General features: G+C 37.3%; 15 protein-coding genes. 12 read left to right on the top strand and 3 right to left on the bottom strand.

The annotated features are described in order from the left end of the window. The first annotated feature begins 122 nt into the window (after positions 1–122). From Q8M41_RS10400 to Q8M41_RS10375, 6 genes are all read left to right on the top strand, one after another. Positions 123–1823: an ABC transporter ATP-binding protein gene (locus Q8M41_RS10400; protein ID WP_305365204.1), complete on the top strand. Its 1701-nt coding sequence runs from the start codon at positions 123–125 to the stop codon at positions 1821–1823. Between the two features lie 105 nt (positions 1824–1928). After that, positions 1929–2978, top strand: coding sequence for an NAD-dependent epimerase (locus Q8M41_RS10395; RefSeq protein WP_305365203.1), 1050 nt, complete (start codon positions 1929–1931; stop codon positions 2976–2978). A 13-nt stretch (positions 2979–2991) separates the two neighbouring features. Then, positions 2992–4128, top strand: coding sequence for a glycosyltransferase (locus Q8M41_RS10390; protein ID WP_305365202.1), 1137 nt, complete (start codon positions 2992–2994; stop codon positions 4126–4128). Between the two features lie 45 nt (positions 4129–4173). Further along, on the top strand, positions 4174–5316 hold the full coding sequence (locus Q8M41_RS10385) for a glycosyltransferase (protein ID WP_305365201.1): 1143 nt from the start codon (positions 4174–4176) through the stop codon (positions 5314–5316). 3 nt (positions 5317–5319) lie between these two features. Continuing rightward, on the top strand, positions 5320–6249 hold the full coding sequence (locus Q8M41_RS10380; RefSeq protein ID WP_305365200.1) for an NAD-dependent epimerase/dehydratase family protein: 930 nt from the start codon (positions 5320–5322) through the stop codon (positions 6247–6249). A 62-nt stretch (positions 6250–6311) separates the two neighbouring features. Continuing rightward, entirely contained in the window at positions 6312–7277 is a 966-nt protein-coding gene (locus tag Q8M41_RS10375; RefSeq protein WP_305365199.1) for a glycosyltransferase family 4 protein, read from the top strand. Positions 7278–7425: 148 nt separating this feature from the next. Here Q8M41_RS10375 and Q8M41_RS10370 read toward each other — a convergent pair whose 3' ends face one another. Then, positions 7426–7710, bottom strand: coding sequence for a hypothetical protein (locus tag Q8M41_RS10370; protein WP_305365198.1), 285 nt, complete (start codon positions 7708–7710; stop codon positions 7426–7428). Positions 7711–7896: 186 nt separating this feature from the next. Between Q8M41_RS10370 and Q8M41_RS10365 the strand changes: the two genes are divergently transcribed. From Q8M41_RS10365 to Q8M41_RS10340, 6 genes are all read left to right on the top strand, one after another. Next, positions 7897–9042, top strand: coding sequence for an ATP-binding protein (locus tag Q8M41_RS10365; RefSeq protein WP_305365197.1), 1146 nt, complete (start codon positions 7897–7899; stop codon positions 9040–9042). Between the two features lie 650 nt (positions 9043–9692). Beyond that, complete coding sequence (locus Q8M41_RS10360; protein WP_305365196.1) at positions 9693–11660, top strand: nucleoside-diphosphate sugar epimerase/dehydratase; 1968 nt, start codon at positions 9693–9695, stop codon at positions 11658–11660. A 109-nt stretch (positions 11661–11769) separates the two neighbouring features. Next, positions 11770–13293, top strand: coding sequence for a capsule assembly Wzi family protein (locus tag Q8M41_RS10355; protein WP_305365195.1), 1524 nt, complete (start codon positions 11770–11772; stop codon positions 13291–13293). A gap of 635 nt (positions 13294–13928) precedes the next feature. Next, on the top strand, positions 13929–14594 hold the full coding sequence (locus Q8M41_RS10350; RefSeq protein ID WP_305365194.1) for a hypothetical protein: 666 nt from the start codon (positions 13929–13931) through the stop codon (positions 14592–14594). Between the two features lies 1 nt (position 14595). Next, positions 14596–16260: a capsule assembly Wzi family protein gene (locus tag Q8M41_RS10345; protein WP_305365193.1), complete on the top strand. Its 1665-nt coding sequence runs from the start codon at positions 14596–14598 to the stop codon at positions 16258–16260. Between the two features lie 295 nt (positions 16261–16555). Next, positions 16556–17761, top strand: a complete 1206-nt coding sequence (locus tag Q8M41_RS10340) for an ATP-binding protein (protein ID WP_305365192.1) — start codon at positions 16556–16558, stop codon at positions 17759–17761. A 508-nt stretch (positions 17762–18269) separates the two neighbouring features. Here the strand turns inward: Q8M41_RS10340 and Q8M41_RS10335 are convergent. Next, positions 18270–19496, bottom strand: coding sequence for a flippase (locus Q8M41_RS10335; RefSeq protein WP_305365191.1), 1227 nt, complete (start codon positions 19494–19496; stop codon positions 18270–18272). Continuing rightward, a complete protein-coding gene (locus Q8M41_RS10330; RefSeq protein ID WP_305365190.1) occupies positions 19489–20649 on the bottom strand; it encodes a glycosyltransferase family 4 protein in 1161 nt (386 codons plus the stop codon). The genes Q8M41_RS10335 and Q8M41_RS10330 overlap by 8 nt, the downstream gene beginning before the upstream one ends. Positions 20650–21189 lie beyond the last annotated feature (540 nt).

Raw genomic sequence — 21189 nt, 5'->3', positions numbered from 1 at the left:
ATCTGGTTGTATCCTGTAAAGGCAGTTAGTTTTAAATATTGGAACTAACTGCCTTTACAAAAATATCTATCTGATTTCCCAAATTCTCTGAGAGTAGTATTCTTTTATTAAGCAAAAATTAGATGATCCAACCAATTCGAAAGTTGTTTACACTTCTTTCGCCTCATACAAAGCGACTTTTACCGTTCGTTTTGGGGAGTATCCTATTTATAGGATTACTTGAAATGCTCTCAGTGGCACTTTTGATGCCGCTTTTAGCAAATGATCTTATCTCGGGGGGCGGAGCTAGACAGTCGAAGACAACTGGAATTGATTTGATTTTCACACTACTCAAAAATTTTCACATAACTTCTTTAAGGGATATTGCTACTTTGGTAGTTTTATTTATGGTAGCTAAGCACATTTTGATCACCATTCTTAACTATTTTCAGTATGTGGCAATATTTAAAAATGATGTCTGGTTAAGAAATGAATTATTGTTTAAATATACCAACCTTAACTTTTTGGATTTTACCAACGTTAAAAGCGCCGAGCTCATACGAAATACTGCCGAGCAGGTTGGCCAGATTTCATACGGGTCTCTTCTTTCCATTTTAACAATTGTGTCTGAGACAGTAGTCGTTTTTGTACTTCTTGGGTTAATATTTGTTACTCTGCCTGTATCATCTACCATTCTGATTATTTCTGTATTCCTATTCGGCTTATTACCATTTTATATTTTCAAGAAGCAAATAATTTACCTTGGCAAGATTCGATTCGAATCTATCTCCCGGACTATAACCGAAGTGCAAAATATTTATAGCCTATATGTGGAGATCAAACTTTATAATATCAGAGGTTATTTCTTAAATAGAGTAAGAGATCAGTCTGAAATTTTCACAAATGCACAGGTGAAGAATAATTTGATTGCAAATATTCCTAAGGGGATTATTGAGATCGCCGCTGTGGTGGTGATTTTAATATTAATAATCAATTCAAAAAGTAACGACAATTTTATTCCAACAATAGGCATTGTTGTGACATCAATCTTTCGAATTGCACCATCATTTACCAGAATATCAAGTGCCTTGACCCAGTTGAAATTTAGTGTGGAACAAATCAATGTCCTTTATGATGTCTTTCAAGTTTCATCAGTTAGCCAGCCTATAACTAACAAAGTAAGAAAAATAACAAACACTTTGTTTAAAGAGGAGGTTAAATTAGAGAATGTGAGTTTCGGTTACAAAGGCTCACATAAATTATTTTCAAATTATAATTTGTCTGTAAAAAGGGGAGATTTTGTCTTACTGAAAGGGAAGAGTGGAAAGGGCAAATCGACTATTGTTAAAATAATCATGGGCCTAATCAATCCCGATAGTGGTCGTGTTCTTGTCGACGGGAAAGATCTTAGAGAAATGGATCAACGATTTTGGCATTCAAAATTGGGTTATGTGCCCCAGAAAGCAGTTATTATAGAGGGTTCACTTGAAGAAAATATTTGTCTGGGTGTTTTACCTTCAGAAGTGGATCAGGAACTACTAGAATTAGTAATAAAAAATGCTCAATTGATCGAAATTAAAGAACAAGTCGGTTCAAATACACTTTCGCAAGAGGGTGGTTCAATTTCAGGTGGACAGGCTCAAAGGATTGGAATTGCTAGAGCTCTTTACAGAGAGCCGGAAATTTTATTTCTAGATGAACCGACAAGTGCATTGGATTCCAAAAATGCTTCTTTAATCCATAAACTATTACATGAGTTAAATCATGAATTGGGTTATACTGTTATCATAATTACTCATAGTAATGAGTTTGACAGTTCAGCTACAAAGATTTTTGAGATATAACTGTGCTCATTCTAGCTATAAGAGCTTAAGTACGATCATGCAATTCTATTGCTCATACTTAACATAATAACAATTATTGCAATCAAAACAATAAATAAGCATTTAATGAAAATATTGATAACTGGTGCTGCAGGTTTTATAGGTTTTCATCTTACAAAAAAGCTGATTCAACTTGGGAACGAGGTTTATGGTTTTGATAATCTTAACGAATACTATGATGTAAGCCTCAAAATAGATAGGCTGTCAGAGCTCGGTATTCAATGGTTTAAGCAAGATGTTGAAAAGCCCATTAAAAGTAATAAACATGGGTTGTTAACATTTCTTTGTGGGGATATTGTAGACAAAGAACTTCTTTTTAATCTGATCAAAGATAATAAATTTGATTGCGTTGTAAATCTCGCGGCACAAGCTGGGGTTAGATATAGTTTAACAAATCCTGAAGCATATATAGATAGTAATATTGTGGGCTTCGGAAATATCTTGGAGGCTTGCAGGATATATAATGTACGCAATTTAGTTTTCGCAAGTAGTTCAAGTGTTTATGGATTAAATCAACGAATACCTTTTTCTGCGTCAGATCAAGTAAATCATCCAATATCATTATATGCTGCCAGTAAAAAGTCAAATGAACTAATGGCGCACGTTTATAGCCATCTTTTTGGCTTGAAAGCCACTGGTTTGAGATTTTTCACGGTTTACGGACCTTGGGGTCGTCCTGATATGGCTACATATCTTTTTACGAAGGCTATAATTGCGGGTAAACCGATTGATGTGTTCAACTATGGAGAAATGATGCGTGATTTTACATATGTAGACGATATAGTTGAGGGTGTGGCCAAGGTAATAAATCATCCTGCTTCTTCAAATGTTCTTTGGAACGGGTTGGATCCAGAACCTTCGAGTTCATCTGCCCCATATAAAATATATAATATTGGGAATAGTAATCCAATTAAGTTGGTTGACTTTATCAAAATTCTTGAGAATAAAATTGGGATAAAAGCCAAGATTAATATGTTGCCAATACAACCTGGAGACGTCGTTTCAACTTTTGCTGATGTTTCAGCAATTGAGGATGATCTTGGTTTTTTACCCCAAGTTAGTATTGAAGAAGGACTAGCAAAATTTGTTGAATGGTATCTGTCTTATTACAAATAATTAAAGTAATCGTTTGGGAAATCCTGTTTGTTTCATAATCAATAAGCCATCCGTAGGGGGAGCCGAAATTTTTCTTCTAAATCTTGGCAAGTATATGTCCCAGGAGTTCGATTGTCATATAATATTTCTATTTCCCGGAGGCGAAATGTTAGATAAATTTAAGGAAAGTGGATGTAAAGTTCATTGTTTGAACTTTACATGGAATCCGTTCGGTTTCTTAAAGCAGTTTAGGTTACTTAGAGCAAAGATACAAGAAATAGAACCTGAGGTTGTTCATACTTGGCTTTATATTTCAGATCTTATTGGTGGTACTGCAGCCTCTTTTGAGAAAGTTTCCAGAATATTTTGGAGTATAAGACAGTCAAATATAAGTATCTCTCAGAATAAACTTCATACTTTCCTATTTATTAGATTATGTGGTTTGTTGTCAAGTCATATTCCTCATAAAATAATTTCATGTTCAAATGTAGCTATGATGAACCATGTGAAGTTTGCCTTTTATAATAAATTGAAGATAAAAGTTATTCCCAATGGTTACAATACAAAAGAGTTGATGTTTTCAGATTCTGCGAGGGTAGCGCTGCGCTCTGAAATAAATTGCACACCTAGAATAAAGCTTGTAGGTATTATTGGCCGTTATGACGTTCAGAAAGGTTTTGATAACTTCATCGATGTATCTAGCTATATTAGTGCGGTTTACGAAAATTGTCTTTTCGTTTTTATAGGCTCTGGATGCGACAAATCAAATCATGAGCTCGTAGGTCAGATAGAAACAAAGTTGAGTAGTGAAAAATACCTCTTGCTTGGTCAGCGTTCAGATATGAAGAATGTTATGTGCGGACTCGATTTGCTTTTAGTAACATCCAGGGGGGAGGCGTTTCCTAATGTTTTGGCAGAAGCTATGTGTTATGGGCTACCGGTTGTTACAACAAATGTCGGTGAGATTCCAATAATTCTTGATGGGATTTGTAAAATCTACAATCCTGGCCAAAACAGAGAAATGGCAGATGCTTCCATACAAATACTTAATTTTACCAATGAGGAAAAGGCTGTTTTTTCAGAAAAACTTCGTAAAAGGATTAATCAAAGATATGAGTTTGTGGATGTGATGAAAAGGTTTAGAAACTTATACTTAGATACTTCAAGCTAATCCTAATTTTATTTAGATCTTATGAATTAAGTTAATTTGGAAGTGATGCAATCGGTACTGTTAGTAGAAAATTCAGGCTTAGATTTTTACAAATCTCGACTTAAATATGCAAGGTCATTAATTGATGATGGATTTAAAGTTTCTATCTTAATTCCAAATGATGGTTATGCTGATCACATACGGGGTGTTGATTTGATTGTTTATACGTATGATCTTAAGCGTAATACAAACTGGCTCAAACAATTCTGGCAAGTTCTGCGTGTATTTAAAAAAATCTTTCATGAAACTGAAGTCGATATAATCCATTCTTTTCGTTTTTTCCCCAATCTGATGAATGTTGTGGCTAATTTATTTTCGGGAAGAAAAACAATAATACATGTTACAGGTCTTGGGATTGCATATTCGAACAGGAGCCTAAAATTCAGGACCTACCGATTGATTAGTGATTTAATATACTTTTTTTTGATTTGTTTTTCCAAAACCACAATTGTTCAGAATCCCTCTGACATGAAGGACTTGACATTTTTTAATTTTTTGAAAGCCAAGATTAAGTTGGTGGAGGGCAGTGGTGTTGACACCTTGGTTTATAATATTGACACCTTTAACCGAGATGAATTAAGAGATAAATTTAAAATAGGCCCAACTGATTTACTCTTTATTTGTGTCTCCCGTTTAATATGGGAAAAAGGTATAGTTGAGTTAGTCAACGCATTCACAACTATTGGCAAGGAGTTTGAAAATGTTAAGTTATTTATCGTTGGCGGTCCAGATCTTAACAATCCCAGACATGTTACTCTCAAGTACATTGCTGAAAATGAGGGAAATAAGAATGTTTGTTTTCTGGGCGAACGAAGTGATGTGAGAGAGTTATTGGCGGCTTCTGATGTTTTTATATATCCAAGTTATTATCGAGAAGGTATACCCAGAGGCCTTCTGGAAGCACTTTCAATGAGTCTTCCATTAATCGTGGCGGACACTCCAGGGTGCAATCTTACAGTTGAGGAAAGTAAAAATGGATTTCTTGTTGAACCTCGTTCTGATTCTGCTATTGTATTATCAGTAAAAAATATACTTAATAATCCGCATTTACTAAATGGTATGGGTAGTTACAGTCGTCAACTAGCTATTGATAAATTCTCTGATGTAGTTATATTTCAGAATCTCAAGACTTTATACCGCAATATTTGAGTAATGATTCGTAATCTTATATTAACCGGAGCTACCGGCTTTGTGGGATTAAACCTTAGCTCTTACTTGGATAGAAAGGACTTTAATATTATTCATGTTTCTAGGCAATCTGGACTTAGATTTGATAGTTTAACAACTAACCTTCTCAAGGAGAAAAACATATCTAGTATTGTTCATTTAGCTGGTAAAGCACATGATCTGAAAAATGTTGAGGATCCCTTGTCGTATTACATTGCTAATTATGAACTTACCAAAATGCTTTTTGACCTGTTTATTAAATCAGAAGCATCAAAATTTATATTTATTAGTTCTGTAAAAGCTAGTGCAGATTTTGTCGACAAATCACTGACCGAAACTGATGTTCCTAATCCTCAAACAGATTATGGTAAATCTAAGTTATTGGCAGAGGAGTATATCCAGAGCCAGCCATTACCCACCGGTAAGTCATTTTATATCCTTCGCCCATGTATGATTCATGGGCCTGGAAGCAAAGGGAATCTTAATTTACTTTATAAATTGGTTTCAAAAGGAATACCATATCCGCTTGCGGCTTTTCATAATAAGCGTTCATTTTTGAGTATTGAGAATCTATGTTTTGTGATTAGTGAACTACTTAGTCGAGACGATATTCCTTCTGGAGTATATCATGTTTCTGATGATGAACCTCTTTCTACCAATGAGTTAATTAAGCTAATTTCTATTGCAGAAAACATAAAGCCCAAACTATGGAAAATTAGTCCGATATTGATTAGATCTCTAGCAAAGCTGGGTGATATATTTAAACTTCCTTTAACTACAGAACGCTTAAATAAACTAACGGAGAGTTACATAGTTGATAACTCTAAAATCAAAAATGCCTTGGGGAAAGAATTTACTGTTCTTGCTAAAGATGGTATCATAAAAACAATAAAATCCTTTCGAAAAGCTATTTAAAATTTATATAATATCCTGAATACATCTTGTTTAATTCCCCGAATTAAATAACCTTTGCAGCTATGCTGTATCTTTTATATCTGCCTGTATTAACTTTTCTGCTCTTGATTTATTTCAAGTTGTCGGTTCAGTTTAAAATAATTGACAAGCCGAATCACCGAAGCTCACATTCCAGGATAACGATTCGGGGGGGTGGTATTATTTTTCCAATAGCTATCTTACTTCAAGCCCTGTTCAGTGGCTTTCAATATCCCCTTTTTACTTCTGGTCTTTTACTTATTGGCATTGTCAGCTTTTATGACGATATGCGACCTTTATCCAATAAGATACGGCTTCTGGTTCATTTGATTGCTGTACCATTACTCTTTATGCAGGCAGATTTAATGTCTCATTCTGTCTGGATTATTATACCAGTTTATATTTTGGTTATCGGTACTATCAATGCCTATAATTTTATGGACGGTATAAATGGAATAACAGGTGCTTATAGCCTTATTACCGTACTAAGCTTATTTTTTATTAATGAATTTCATATTTCATTCGCTTTAAGTGAATGGCTGATTGTCGCCGCTCTATCTTTACTTGTATTCATTTTCTTTAATTTCAGAAGGAAAGCTAAATGCTTTGCTGGGGATGTCGGAAGTGTGAGTATGGCTTTTATCATTATCTTTTTCCTTCTGCTTCTTATTATTAAGAGTGGAGATTTGAAATATATCGGTCTATTATTATTCTATGGTTTGGATGCGGTTAGCACTATTGTTTTCAGGCTAATCCGGAAGGAGAATATCTTTGAAGCCCATCGCAGTCATTTCTATCAGTACCTGGCTAATGTGAAAGGCTGGCCGCATTTAGGAGTATCCGCAATGTTTGTGCTGGTGCAATTAATGGTTAATGTGTTGATTTTATCTTTTAATTGGAGTTCAGCGTCTTTTTTGATTTTTATTGTGGTTTCGGGGATTATTTTTGTGGGGTTAAGGTTTGCTGTTGAGGGGAGGGAGCATTTGATGGGACGAAGATTGGCAAATTAAGACTTAAATCACATGGGCGAGTGTAATTTGATTTCGTCAGTCGCGAATGAGGAACAATTTGTCAATGAGCGACCCGATAGCTATCCTATCGTGTGGACACATTTCTGTGTGTATCCCATCCTTCTTTTGCGGCTTTAAAGTATTTGAGTCAAATCCATAAAGTTGTTATTCCTGGAGTGCGTTTGCTTTCATACCCTTTCCAGCCACCCAGTCTTGCCAGTACCCACGCATATCTCTTGAGGTCTTTTGTGCTGTATGGATTTTTCTGTTTTTCCGTTCTGCCCTGAAGTCTCACGTTACGAATATGCTTTAACAGGATTAATGCCACCATCAACCGGATGGGTTTAGCCGGACGGCCAAAATCTTCCCGGTAATGCTTCCTGAAACTATCTTCAAATAATTGCCAGTTAATCTGGTTGGCTAAAATATACAAGGGATGTTTATTCGATAATTGTTCTTTCAGACCGGACTGTAAAAAACTTAATTGGACGGTAATTACTTTAATTCCCTCTCTTTTGGGGAGTGGAGCACTGCCCGAACCGAAGGCTTTCTATAATGATAATATAAAATATAAATATTACAATACTGGAATTTAATTCCATTATTGTAAATTTGCTTTATGATTAAAAGAGAAGCTGAACAACAAATAAAACTATTGGCTGAACAATTTAAGGCGGTAGCGGTGGTTGGTCCGAGGCAGTCGGGTAAGACTACTTTGGTTAAAATGATATTTAAGGATAAAGTTTATGTGAATTTTGAAAACCCAGACACCCGTTTATTTGCTACAGATGACCCACGAGGTTTTTTAGCCAATTATCCTAATGGAGCTATTTTTGATGAAGCGCAAAGAGTACCTGAAACTTTTTCTTATTTGCAACAAATTCTGGATGAGTCAGAAATCAATGGCATGTTTATCATAACGGGTTCCAACAACTTCTTATTGCAGGAAACTATTTCACAAAGTTTGGCAGGCAGGGTTGGCTATCTAAATTTATTGCCGCTTACTTTAAATGAAATAAACGACACGGAAAGTACCATAGAACAAAGATTATTTAAAGGGTGCTATCCTTCTTTGTACAAAGAGAACATTGATCCAGCATTATGGCACATAAATTATATTAGAACTTATATTGAACGGGATGTTCGCTTAATAAAAAATATTGCAAATTTAATAACCTTTGAGCGCTTTTTAAGGCTTTGCGCCGGCAGGATCGGACAGCTTTTGAATATGCATAGTTTAGCCATAGAAGTTGGCGTGGATACAAAAACCATTGGTTCCTGGATTAGTGTGTTAGAAAGCAGCTTCGTAGTATTTAGATTGCAACCTTACCATAAAAACTTTAATAAGCGAATTGTGAAAATGCCTAAACTCTATTTCTGTGATACAGGATTAGCAACAGCATTATTAGGTATTCAAAATGCGCAACAATTAGACTTGCATCCTTTTAAAGGTTCGCTGTTTGAAAATATGGTTATCGTTGATTTTCTGAAACGCAGGTTTAATATAGCACAGGTCAGCAATCTTTTTTTTTGGAGGGATAATGTAGGAAACGAAATTGATTTGCTGATAGACAAAGTTTCTGAGCTTTGCCCTGTTGAAATTAAATCAGGACAAACAGTTACCAATGATTATTTTAAAGGCATTAAGTTTTGGAATAAAATAAGCCAACAAGAAGGGGGTACTGTTATTTATGGAGGAAGCAGTATTCAGAGAAGAAGTAATCATATTCAGGTAATACCATATACTTCAATGGAGCTGATTTAGGTATGATTATATTCCCTGGTCTGTGGCTCACAGACTGGTTAAATATAAGATCAGAACAGAAAGGATCATCCATTCTATCAGTTTTGATCTCCTTTTGTACAGCACTTTCAGGAAATTAAATTCCTCAATTGATCAATATGCAGACTTTGATTAATACCAGGGACCCATTATTCCCCTCTCTTTTGGAGAGGGAGGCTCTAAACCAAGCCTAAGTAGATCTGTTGATAGGGTGAGGCCCTCCTAAACATCGATCAAACATTATAATTTCCAAACTCCCCCTGTCGTCCTTTTCCTCCCAGCTCTGAACCAGGGAACCTTTTGGGATATTTTTTGTCTTATATCTTAGAAATATCTAAGGGATGTCCTGCTCCCTAAGTTCCCTCCCGCGAAGAGCGGATCGGGATGACATCTTCTTAATTTCAAATGAATAGCAAAGAACTCAATTTGCTCAATTATCAACTGGAAAATGATCTGCCAATGAAACGATTTGTCCTTTAGGAACAATTGTAGCTCAATTCAAATTATCTTCTCTGTGTCATCACGCAGGAGGAACCTCAACTCCACATGATAGCTATAAGGGCTCAATTTTCTAAAGAAATACTTTGAATTAGTAATTATACTATATTTGTTAATAAACTAAGACGACAACCTTGTTTAACCATATCAATATAGTACCGCGCTGGATCATTTTTTCTTTGGATCTCTTTGTTTGCGCATTTTCACTTTGCTTTGCCTATTTCCTGAAATATAATTTCAATATAGAGGAAATTAATGCCAATGAACTTAGTCGTAATATACTGGTATTCAGCATATTAAATAGTTTTGTTTTCCTGATTATCAAGACCTATGCAGGTATTATTCGCTATACTAGCGCACAAGACTCGTTCCGTATATTATTTTCTGTCCTGATCAGCAATGGCTTATTTGTTCTTGTTAATTTAGTCTTGGTCAGCTTTCATAATGCACCTTATATCTCCAATGTGATCCTGGTGATTAATGGCTTGACCGGGTTTTTACTGTTGATTACTTACCGGGTGATGGTGAAATACTTCTTTATGTATGTAAAGAATTTCAGGATGGATAAACGCAGGGTTATTATTTATGGGGCAGGGGAAGCGGGAATTGCTGCTAAGCGGACATTGGATCATGATAATAAGGTGAATATGCTTTTAACAGCCTTTATTGATGATGATGAGCGTAAAACAGGCAAAGCTATAGACGGTATAAAAATCTATCATACAAGGGAGTTTTTGAATTTGATCAAACAGGATAAGATTGATGATCTGATTATAGCCTCTCAAAACATCCTTCCAGATAGAAAGAATAGGATTGTGGATCTTTGCCTCGAGAATGATATTAAGGTATTGACTTTGCCGCCTGTACGTTCCTGGATTAACGGACAGTTGTCGAGCAAGCAATTGCAAAATATTAAAATTGAGGATCTTTTAGAACGGGAACCTATAGAAATCCATAATGAGATCATTTCTGAACAACTGAGAGGGAAGAGGGTATTGGTAACAGGCGCTGCAGGTTCTATCGGTTCAGAGATCGTCCGTCAAATTTCTCAGTTTGGACCTCAGATGATCATACTAAATGATCAGAGTGAAACCCCCCTCCATGAGCTGCATCTCGAGTTACAGGAAAATAATCTACAGAACAATTTTCATTGTTTCATCGGGGATGTGAGGGATCGTTTCCGCATGGAGCTACTGTTCCAGACTTTTAAGCCCCATTATGTCTACCATGCGGCTGCGTATAAACATGTTCCAATGATGGAACATAATCCAGGCGAAGCTGTTAGAACGAATGTGATGGGGACTAAAACCTTGGCTGATCTTTCTTTAAAATATGGAGTTCATAAATTTGTAATGATTTCCACAGATAAGGCGGTTAACCCTACAAATGTAATGGGAGCGTCTAAACGAATCGCTGAGATCTATGTACAATCCTTATTTAATTCCTTCAAGTATAAGGAGCCAACTATTTATACTAACGGACTGAGTCATCTGAATGAGGATCGTTCAAATGTAAACACACTCTTCATTACTACCCGTTTCGGGAATGTTCTCGGATCAAATGGATCTGTAATCCCGCGTTTTAAGGCACAGATCCAAAAAGGGGGACCAATTACGGTGACACACCCGGATATTACCCGGTATTTTATGACCATACCTGAAGCATGCCGTCTGGTATTGGAAGCGGGGTCAATGGGTGAAGGTGGTGAGATCTTTATCTTCGATATGGGTAAATCGGTTAAGATTATCGAATTAGCGAAGAAGATGATTCGACTTTCAGGCCTTGTGCCTCATCAGGATATTGCGATTGAATTTTCGGGCCTTCGTCCCGGTGAAAAACTTTACGAAGAATTATTAAATGATCTGGAGAATACCATGCCTACCCATCATGAAAAGATCATGGTTGCACAGGTAAGGGAGTATCATTTTCAAACAATCAGTAAACACATTTCTGAGCTGATCAAATTGAGCTGTGAATATAAGGACAGGCAGGTAGTAGTGAAGATGAAGGAAATTGTACCTGAATTTAAAAGTAATAATTCTATTTACGAAGAGCTTGATAGCCCGGTTGAGATACCTGACAAATCTATATCTGATCTTTAATTAGTAGCTGAAGATAAATATTGAATTTGTGATCAGAGCGTATTCAGAACTTTCACGATTAAAAAGGAAAATCACAGGACGGTATTTTATTATTCTGTTTTTCTTAATAATGAATCTTGAATTTGTTTTCGCACAAAGCCTTCCTCTTGGTTCAGTTGTTTTAGAAGATTATTACCTTAGAAAGCAGTTAAATGGGGAACTGGACTCTACAATTTCTTTTACAGTTCGCCCTAGTTTTCCTTTTTTAATTGAAACGAAGAACCGCAGAGCAGTAGATACTTTATTGGATTCTGGGAAACAAATCTATGGCTCAGCTTCTGGCAAAAGCAAAATTCTTATCCTTCCTTTTTCATGGCAGCAACGATATAATGGGCATCCTTCTTATAGCCGGAATGACGGAGCGATGATCCCGGCTAAAGGATATCAGAGCCTTGTCAGTGTGGGTTTCTTTGCGAAAGCAGGTCCGATAAGCGTTCAAATCAGACCTGAATATGTCTTTGCAGGAAATGGAACATTCAGGGAATACAGATCACATTTAGGTTCCGCGGATCTTCCGGTACGTTTTGGTAAGGATCCCTACTCCAGGCTATCCTGGGGGCAAAGCAGTGTACGTTTGAATTTTGACCCGGTTTCAATCGGTCTATCCAATGAAAATCTTTGGTGGGGCCCTGGGAAACAGAATTCGATCCTAATGAGTAATACTGCTCCTGGATTTAAACATCTCACCCTCAATACCAGCCGACCAGTCAGAACTCCAATCGGATCCATAGAAGCGCAGATTATTGCAGGACGATTGGAAGGTTCAGGCTATACTGATGGCTTATCTGATGACTGGAGGTACTTATCAGGACTAGTGTTAAGCTATCAACCCCGCTGGGTTCCCGGCCTGTTTCTGGGCCTGACCAGAAGTTTTCAGACCTATAGCGAGGATATGGATGATAGTTTTGGAGATTATTTGCCATTCTTTCAGGCATTTCAGAAAATAAATACGAAGGAAGATGCTAAGAGAAGGGATCAGCTCACTGCTGTGTTTGCCCGCTGGCTTTTAACTAAATCCCGGGCCGAAGTCTATTTCGAATATGGTCTGAACGATCATTCCTACAATACCCGTGACTTTCTGATGAGCCCTGAACATTCGAGGGCTTATACATTGGGAATAAGTAAACTTATTCCTTATAAAGGCAGGAAGGATGAATACATCCACTTGGGTATAGAATTAACTCATATGGAGCAATCAATTGATCGTATCCTAAGGGACGCTGGTGAATGGTATACGCATAGCCAGGTATTACATGGTTACACAAATCGAGGGGAGGTTCTGGGTGCAGGAATTGGCCCCGGTGGGAATTTCCAGTCTGTGAATATTAGTTGGGTAAAAGGGTTGAAGCAAATAGGGCTGCAATTTGAGCGCTATGAACACAATGGAGATCTTGCAAGTGCTTCTGGCTATGGTCCATGGATAGATTTCAGCGCCGCAGCAGTAGGTAACTGGGATTATAAAAAATTTATCTTCAATGCAAAATTGCAGGCGATAGAGTCGGTTAATTATCAATGGCTGTCGGGACCTTTTGGCTCAGCGAATAAAAATGCTTTTCATGTGAATGGGGAGGTGGGGGTGATGTATAGGTTTTAGTGAATTTGAAAATTAGCAAATCAGCAAATTGTGATAAAGACTTACGAAATCACATGGGGGAGCGGAAAGTCGATTTCGTCAGTCGCATACTAGAATACTAGAAAAGTGACTTACGAATTTAACCGACATATCGGCTAGGTAAATTCGTAAGTCTGAACTTTTCAACTTACGAAATCACATGGGGGGAGCGGAAAGGGGATTTCGTCAGTTACATGTTCCGGGTTAAATGAGGGGCAGGAAATTAGCAAATTAGAGAATGAGCTAATTAGCAACCCGATAGCTATCGGGTGGTTCCGTCATACTAAGAGCGAATGAGATTGTTGAATGGATAGAAGGTATTAATTGAAGCAGAATTCATGTCCCCCTTTGGAGGGGGGCGCGTAAGGCAAGAGCAATTGGGGGAGGTTTCGAATGCAAATCCTCCCCCTACCCCCTCCTGAGGGGGACAAGCGAGGCGCCTGGGGATTGTGCTCAATGGTAATAATTTTTAGGTCCCTCCTGCGTCGGGATGACATAAAATATTGATTAATAGCAAATAATTGTAAATAGTTAATAGGTTCCTCCTGGATGACAGTACTAATGACAGATGTTTTTAAATGAAGCAGAATTTAATCTCAATACTCAATACTCTTCTAATGCACAATAGATTTCAACATATACTTGTAAGTTTCCTCATCATAATCTCTATTGCATCCTGCAAAGGCTTGCAAAAAGAGACCATAATTTACAGGGATGATTTTGAAGGCAGTAATTTGTCGGGGATCATTGATGGTAAAATTGAAGATTACAATGGTTCAAAGGTTATAGGCAGATATTCTCAAAATGGGTTTCTCTTAAAATTAGATAGCTTACCAAAACATAATATGGTTCAAATCAGCTTTGACCTTTATATACATGATACATGGGATGGAAATGCGGTAAAGCCTGAGGGTCCGGATATCTGGATCATGAATATTGATGGCTGGAGTGCAATTTATTCAACCTTTGCGAATGGTTTGTGTACGAACTGCTCTCAGGCTTTTCCGGTATTGCAACCATCGCAGGTTAATGGTGGATTTGTTTTCTTTAATAATAAGCCCAATAGTAATGCGATTAAAACTGATCTGCCCGGAGCCTGTAAATTAAAGGATTCTAAGGGGGGCACTTCGAAGTACCGGATACTACGTACTATTGAACATACCCAAAGCACTCTGGATATAGGATGCTTTGCACAATTGGAGGATCCGGATGCAGCCAATAAAAATTGTAATGAAAGCTGGTCGGTCGATAATATGATGGTTAAGGTAATTGAATTCAGATGATATGAAGCGTAAAAAATCCATATTATTTATCCTCATGCAATTACTTGTTATTTCAGGAATAAGCTTTGCACAGACACTGCCTGTAGGTATGCCTGTTCTCGAGGATTCCTATCGCAGAGAGCAATTGTTGGGTAATAAGGATTCACTCATTTCTTTTACAATCAGACCAATCTATGCCGGGGATCAATTGAATTCAGGGATTGATACAATTTCTGCTGATAAGCGACTTTTTAAGTTTAATAACCGATTAAACGTGCCTGGTAATAAGGGTATTATTCAGCTACTACCAATAAGTTTGCAACATCAGTACAATTCGATTTTGCCATATGATTGGAATGACGGAACCATGATTCCGGCAAAAGGGAATCAGACCTCTTTGAGTTTTGGAGCTTTCTTCAAATATGGGCCTTTGAGTATTCAATTAAAGCCGGAATATGTTTATGCTGAGAATGCAGAGTTTGAGGGCTTTCCATCGGAACAATATGATGTGGTTTGGGCCAAATATTATAATAATTATTTTAATGTCTCTGATATCACAGAGCGTTATGGAGAAGATCCCTATTCAAAATTATTATGGGGACAAAGTAGTGTCCGTTTAACTTTCGATCCGATTTCTATTGGTATTTCGAATGAGAATCTTTGGTGGGGGCCGGGCAGAAGGAGTTCCCTGCTGATGAGTAATAATGCACCTGGTTTTAAACATATCACCCTGAATACCAGCCGGCCTGTTCAAACACCAATTGGTTCTTTTGAAGCCCAGCTAATTGCCGGACGACTGGATAATTCCGGTATTCTGCCACCTCAGGAGAATCGAGTCTATGAAGGCAAATCGCTTTATGTGCCCAAAAGGAATGATTGGCGTTTTCTTTCGGGATTTGTTTTAACGTATAATCCGAAAGGGGCTCCGGGACTCTTTATCGGTGCAAGCCAGGTATCCCAGATGTATCAGCAGGATGCGGGGAACAGGCCTTCAGATTTTCTTCCTTTGTTACTGCCCTTTGAAAGTAAGGAGGCCGCATCAATCAGAGACAGGTATTCCAGCTTGTTCTTTCGTTGGGTTATGCAGGAAGCGAAAGCAGAGATCTACGGGGAATACGGACATCAGGGTAAACATAGTATAACCGCGTTTTTAAGAGAACCCGACAAGTCAGCAGCCTATTTGCTTGGATTGAGAAAAATTCTGCCTTTGAATAAGCGTCCGGGTGAATATGTTCAGTTTTCATTAGAATTTACCGAGTTACAGCAAACTTCTGTTCCTGAAAAGGGTGGCTGGTATACAAGTTCTATTGTCAGGCAGGGCTATACTCATATGGGGCAGGTATTAGGAGCGGGAATAGGTCCGGGTAGTAATCTTCAATCGCTGGATATCAGTTGGTTTAAGGGATTAAAAAGAATAGGGCTTCAGTTTGAACGATATCTTCATAATAACGATTTCTATTATCAGATGTACATTGATCCACCTGTTTTCAATAAACATTATGTGGACATGAGCGCTGCGGTTTCTGCCGACTGGGATTATAAAAACCTTGTATTTAGTGCTAAGGGTGCTATGATCCGTTCACTTAATTATCAGTATGTGCTCTATAACCGCCCACCTGATTATTTTCATATAGGCTGGGACAGGATTAATTATCAGGTTAAAGTGGGGGTGATGTATAGGTTTTAGGTAATTGAGAGGGGAGAGTTGAGAGTGGAGAATGGGAAGACTTACGAAATCACATGGGGGAGCGGAAGGGAGATTTCGTCTTCGCGAATGAGTGATAATTTGTCAATGAGTTAATTTGTCTATGAAATGAACACGCAGGAGATTCAGCAGGCTTTTTCTAACCAAATCATCACTAACCGCCTATTCGGCACAGACAACAATTAACTGATGGCAATGCATACTTGTTTTTTAATATCAAACAATTTTGTTCGATATTAAAGTATAAAAGTGTATATTGGTATCAAACAATTTTGCAATGTTGCTTAAATCAACTATATACCGGATTATAGAGGCTCAAAAAGCAAACTTTTCCATTCAGGAGACAGGCTTGCAACGGGAGGCATTAAAATCACTTCCCGATCTGTCTTCACATGTCTTGATTGTTTCAGGAATACGCAGATGCGGAAAAAGTACCTTGCTTTTCCAGTTATTGAAAGATAAATACCAGGATGCTTTATATCTGAACTTTGAAGATCCGAGATTATATGAGTTTGAGCCTAATGATTTTTCGCGCCTGGATGAGGTGATAAAAGATTCAGGAACTAAAGTATTGCTTTTTGATGAAATCCAGATTATACCCGAATGGGAAAAGTATGTACGTCAGAAGTTGGATGAGGGGTATAAATTAGTTGTGACAGGGTCGAATGCTTCTTTATTGAGTCGGGAGTTAGGAACTAAATTAACCGGAAGGCATATTACTAAAGAGTTATTTCCCTTTTCCTACCAGGAATTCAATTTATTTAAAAAACTAAAATCGGATGAAGATTCTATATTAAAGTATCTGGATACCGGAGGCTTTCCCGAATATGTGAAGCACGAGAAGGATGAGATCCTTCAGCATTTATTTGAGGATATCCTCATAAGAGACATTGCCCTAAGGTATGGAATAAGAGATGTAAAGAATCTTCAAAGACTGGGACTGTATCTGGTATCTAATGTAGCAAAGCTGATTACCGGTAACCGGTTGAAAAGTATGTTTGACATAGCCTCTACCAGTACAATAATGGAATATTTATCCCATTTAGAATATGCTTATTTAATACAGTTTGTACCTAAGTTCAGCTATTCCATCAGAAAACAATTGGTTAATCCCCGAAAAATATATGCCATTGATACGGGTATGATAAGTGTAAATTCAGGTTCTTTTACTGATGATAAAGGACGCAAATTTGAAAATCTGATTTATTTACATTTAAGACGGAATTATAAAGAAATCTATTATTTCTCAGAGAAAGGAGAATGTGATTTTATTGTATTCAATAAAGGAGCAATAACTCAGGCCGTACAGGTATGCTATCATTTAGATCAGGACAATCTTGATCGTGAGCTGAATGGAATGATTGAGGCGATGGAGTTTTTTAAACTAAAACGAGGGACAATTGTTACTTTGAATCAAAATGACCGTTTAGAAAGGAAAGGACTTGTTGTGGATGTTATACCTTGTAATGAATGGATAAAATAGCAAATGGGGGATAATTTGTCAATGAGTTAATTTGTCTATTTGTTGATGATTGAATAAAAAATACTGAGCGCTGGGATAGCCGAATCGCAGAATAGCCCCTGCTTTAGCTCTGGGAAATGATTCGGTTTTCGGACTGGCCCATAAACGAACAAACTCATCAACCCCAGCTAAATCTGGAGTCTATGGAGCGACCGTACCAATGTCTTCATAAATACGTCGACGAACACATTGGAATCATTTATCATACGGTTCCGCATTTCGATTCCAGCGGAGGCTGTATTCTCCTATTCCCCACCAACCTATGTCATTCCTGCGAAAGCAGGAACCTCCTCAACCCGAAGATCTCTTGTCAGCGAAGGTTGTATTGTCCTCACCTCCCCAACAATGCTTGTCATTCGATAATATCTTCTTGTAGAAGCGAGAACCTTCTCAGCCTCAAACGGCGCTTGTAAACCGATAAAATCGATTCTACCGATATTTATCCACCTCATAACTATCCACCTGACAGCTATCGGGTCTCAATTTCCCTCCAATATATTACCGCAGAAATCAGAATCAATATTTCGCAAATAATAGTGGCAATTGCCGCACCTTTTGCGCCATAAATTGGGATAAGAAAGAAATTCAATATAACATTCAGTACAATCATAATCAGGTTCAGGTAGACCAAAAATGTAACCTTGTTTTTAGCCACAAGGCTATTACTGATTGGTCCGTAAATGAAAACAATGGCCAGATACCAGACCAGTATTTTAAACACGGGTATGGAGTCATCGTATTTATCTACAAAAAATAATTGAAAGATCAGATCAGCCCCTAAGTAAAGGGAGGTGCTAAGTACTATTCCGATTCCTCCAAGATAATACAGGGCAAGATTTTGGATGATCTTGAATTTATCCTTTTCTTCAGAATACTTTGCCAGTTTAGGAAAGATCGCGGTCATAAATGCGCCTGAAATGAACATAAAGGGATAGATAAACCTTGTGGCTCCCGAATAATAGCCTACTTCTGTACTCCCGATCATTTTTTCAAGCATAATGATGTCTATTTTGTTATAGATCACATTTGCAGCCATCAGGATAGTATACAGGAAGCCATTCCTGATAAAGGCAAGACTACCGGCTATGTTTATTTCATAGTTTAAAATGTACTTATAGTCCTCCTGATAACGTGTATAAAGGAAAAGCAGGAATAGAACAATACAATTAATAAAACCAAGGTATATAAAATAAGCAAAGGGGGCTTTCAGGTAGATTCCCAGGAGGATAAACAAGATTCTTGCAATACTTAAAACAACATCTTTAAAAAAGATCAGATCTTTTCTGCCTGATGCAATCAATATAGCCAACATTGGTGCGAAATATGCGTTGATTACAACACTCAGGCCGAATACAGAAAGATAATAGAAGTCCTGTATCGAATTTGTGGGATAGCTGATACACAGAATAAGAGCCAGCATCAATCCGCTGATCAGCAACTGGGCTGATTGTGCTTTGGCGTATATTTTTTCTACTGATCCCGGATTTTGGCTGCTTTCCTTAATGATATGTTGCGTAAATCCCCCATCAGAGAAGAAGGCAAAAATAGAGATGAATTCAATGATATAGGTATACTTTCCATATTCTGAAACCGGAAGAAAGCGCATTAAAAATATCATCCCGATAAAACTCAGGATCTGGACAATAATGCTGCCACCCAGATACGTAGCTGAATCTTTCAGTAATTGTTTACGCATCTTCCTTCAGTTTATCTGACAGTTTTTTAACTATACCGGGCCAGGTAAAATTGTTTCTTGAGAATTTGAGGGTATCCTCAAATCGTTTGGAAGTCAAAAACCCTTCTGTTATGCACTCTTGAACTGCTGCGGCAAAATTCGGAGCTTCCGCTTTTGCTAGCTTGCCTAACTTACTATTATTTGTGATTTCTAAAGCACTGGAAACAGGACTGCTGATGATGTAGTTCCCAAAATAAAGTGCCTCAGGGAAAGTAATAGGGAATCCTTCGAACCTTGATGTTAAACAGAATATTTTAGCCCGGTTATACCATTCAAAAAGCTCTTTCCTGTCGCTAATGTTTCCAGTGAATATGATGCGGTTTTTTAATTGAGGGTGTTCCAGAAAATATTGCTTAATGAAATTCTGAAAACCTTCCTCAACAGGTCCCAGGATATAGACTTTCCAATTGTTTAATTCTACTTCTTTTAATGCTTCCAGGAATAGTTCAGTGTTTTTTTGAAGGGTTCCTATTCTACCTACTGTGATGATGATATTCTCTTTTTCTTCCCAGGATCTTAATTTAATTTCTTCGTCGAGATAGAGATTGTCCACTCCATTAGGTATGCAAATTAATTTTTGCTTTAATTCAGGATAAACTTTTATTAGATAAGATCTGGCTTCTTCAGTTTCAACAGAAAAAACATCAGTTAATTTAAATATCCATTTTGTTATTCCTTTCAAAAGGTAGTTCTTGAGCAAATACTTAGAGTACAGAAAAGCATTATAATCTTTAAAAAAAAGGAGATCCATATCCAGTTTTATATAAGCCTTTCCTTTTGGATTCAGGATTTTATAAAGAAGAAGATAAAGTAAATGATCTTTTTTGAAATGGAACAGGTTTAAAACATCGATTGATTTTGAGAAGGACCATAGGTAGGACAATATTCCAAGTTCAAAATAGAAAAATCTGCCCTTATCAGGGATGAAAGTTAGTTTCAATCCCTTAACTTCTTTGCTTAGGTATGGATATTCTTCATTATTCCTGTAGCTGATTAATTCCGCATCATAGCCTTCTGTTTTGTACATGAAGTATGGGAGCTGTCCAACATCCTTAACCAGGTGGAAGTTCTCTGTATCTGTAAATATGGTATGAAATGTGGGTTTTTGTTTCATGAAGGATGGCAGGTGTTTATTATTTAATATCTGCCTGTCGGTTGGTTTTAAAATTAATGATTTAAAGGTTTGTATTTTGTCTGAACTGTGATTTTTTTGATTAGATTAATTAGCCTGATTGTAATGGTTCATAATAATCAAATAAATCACCTGAATCATAGTTCAGACAACAGCACAATCAGACTGCGCTCAATGTCATTATTTAAGGGTTACAATCCTGACGAAGGCCAGAACTTCCTCCCCCTTTAATTCCCCCTCAAGAGGGGGATACTGGACGCCTATAAATCGTGTTAAAAGAAAATATTTTCCTTTTTACTCAAATTCCTTAGGCGCCATACTGTCCCCCTCAAGAGGGGGTTGGGTTAGGCTCTGTGCGCAGACAGGGGGGAGGCTTCCGGGAATAAAAAAACATTCCTCTCAAATCGGAATGGATATATGAGGAGGTTCCCGTCTTCTCGGGATCCGATATTATCGGATCGCTCATTTTCTTGGCCTGCGTAAGCAATAATTTAATTTCTTAATTTAGAAGGCTTAATGCCT

The sequence above is a fragment of the Daejeonella sp. genome, assembly GCF_030684675.1.
Classification (GTDB): domain Bacteria; phylum Bacteroidota; class Bacteroidia; order Sphingobacteriales; family Sphingobacteriaceae; genus Daejeonella.
The sequence above is the reverse complement of the archived record's forward strand: the minus strand, read 5'-3'. Positions and strand labels throughout refer to the sequence as shown.

Coding starts and splice junctions, on each gene's coding strand:
- Q8M41_RS10355 (WP_305365195.1), top strand. CDS start 11,770: ATGAATCTTGAATTTGTTTTCGCACAAAGCCTTCCTCTTGGTTCAGTT.
- Q8M41_RS10345 (WP_305365193.1), top strand. CDS start 14,596: ATGAAGCGTAAAAAATCCATATTATTTATCCTCATGCAATTACTTGTT.
- Q8M41_RS10375 (WP_305365199.1), top strand. CDS start 6,312: ATGCTGTATCTTTTATATCTGCCTGTATTAACTTTTCTGCTCTTGATT.
- Q8M41_RS10365 (WP_305365197.1), top strand. CDS start 7,897: ATGATTAAAAGAGAAGCTGAACAACAAATAAAACTATTGGCTGAACAA.
- Q8M41_RS10395 (WP_305365203.1), top strand. CDS start 1,929: ATGAAAATATTGATAACTGGTGCTGCAGGTTTTATAGGTTTTCATCTT.
- Q8M41_RS10340 (WP_305365192.1), top strand. CDS start 16,556: ATGTTGCTTAAATCAACTATATACCGGATTATAGAGGCTCAAAAAGCA.
- Q8M41_RS10330 (WP_305365190.1), bottom strand. CDS start 20,649: ATGAAACAAAAACCCACATTTCATACCATATTTACAGATACAGAGAAC.
- Q8M41_RS10385 (WP_305365201.1), top strand. CDS start 4,174: ATGCAATCGGTACTGTTAGTAGAAAATTCAGGCTTAGATTTTTACAAA.
- Q8M41_RS10380 (WP_305365200.1), top strand. CDS start 5,320: ATGATTCGTAATCTTATATTAACCGGAGCTACCGGCTTTGTGGGATTA.
- Q8M41_RS10400 (WP_305365204.1), top strand. CDS start 123: ATGATCCAACCAATTCGAAAGTTGTTTACACTTCTTTCGCCTCATACA.
- Q8M41_RS10335 (WP_305365191.1), bottom strand. CDS start 19,496: ATGCGTAAACAATTACTGAAAGATTCAGCTACGTATCTGGGTGGCAGC.
- Q8M41_RS10350 (WP_305365194.1), top strand. CDS start 13,929: ATGCACAATAGATTTCAACATATACTTGTAAGTTTCCTCATCATAATC.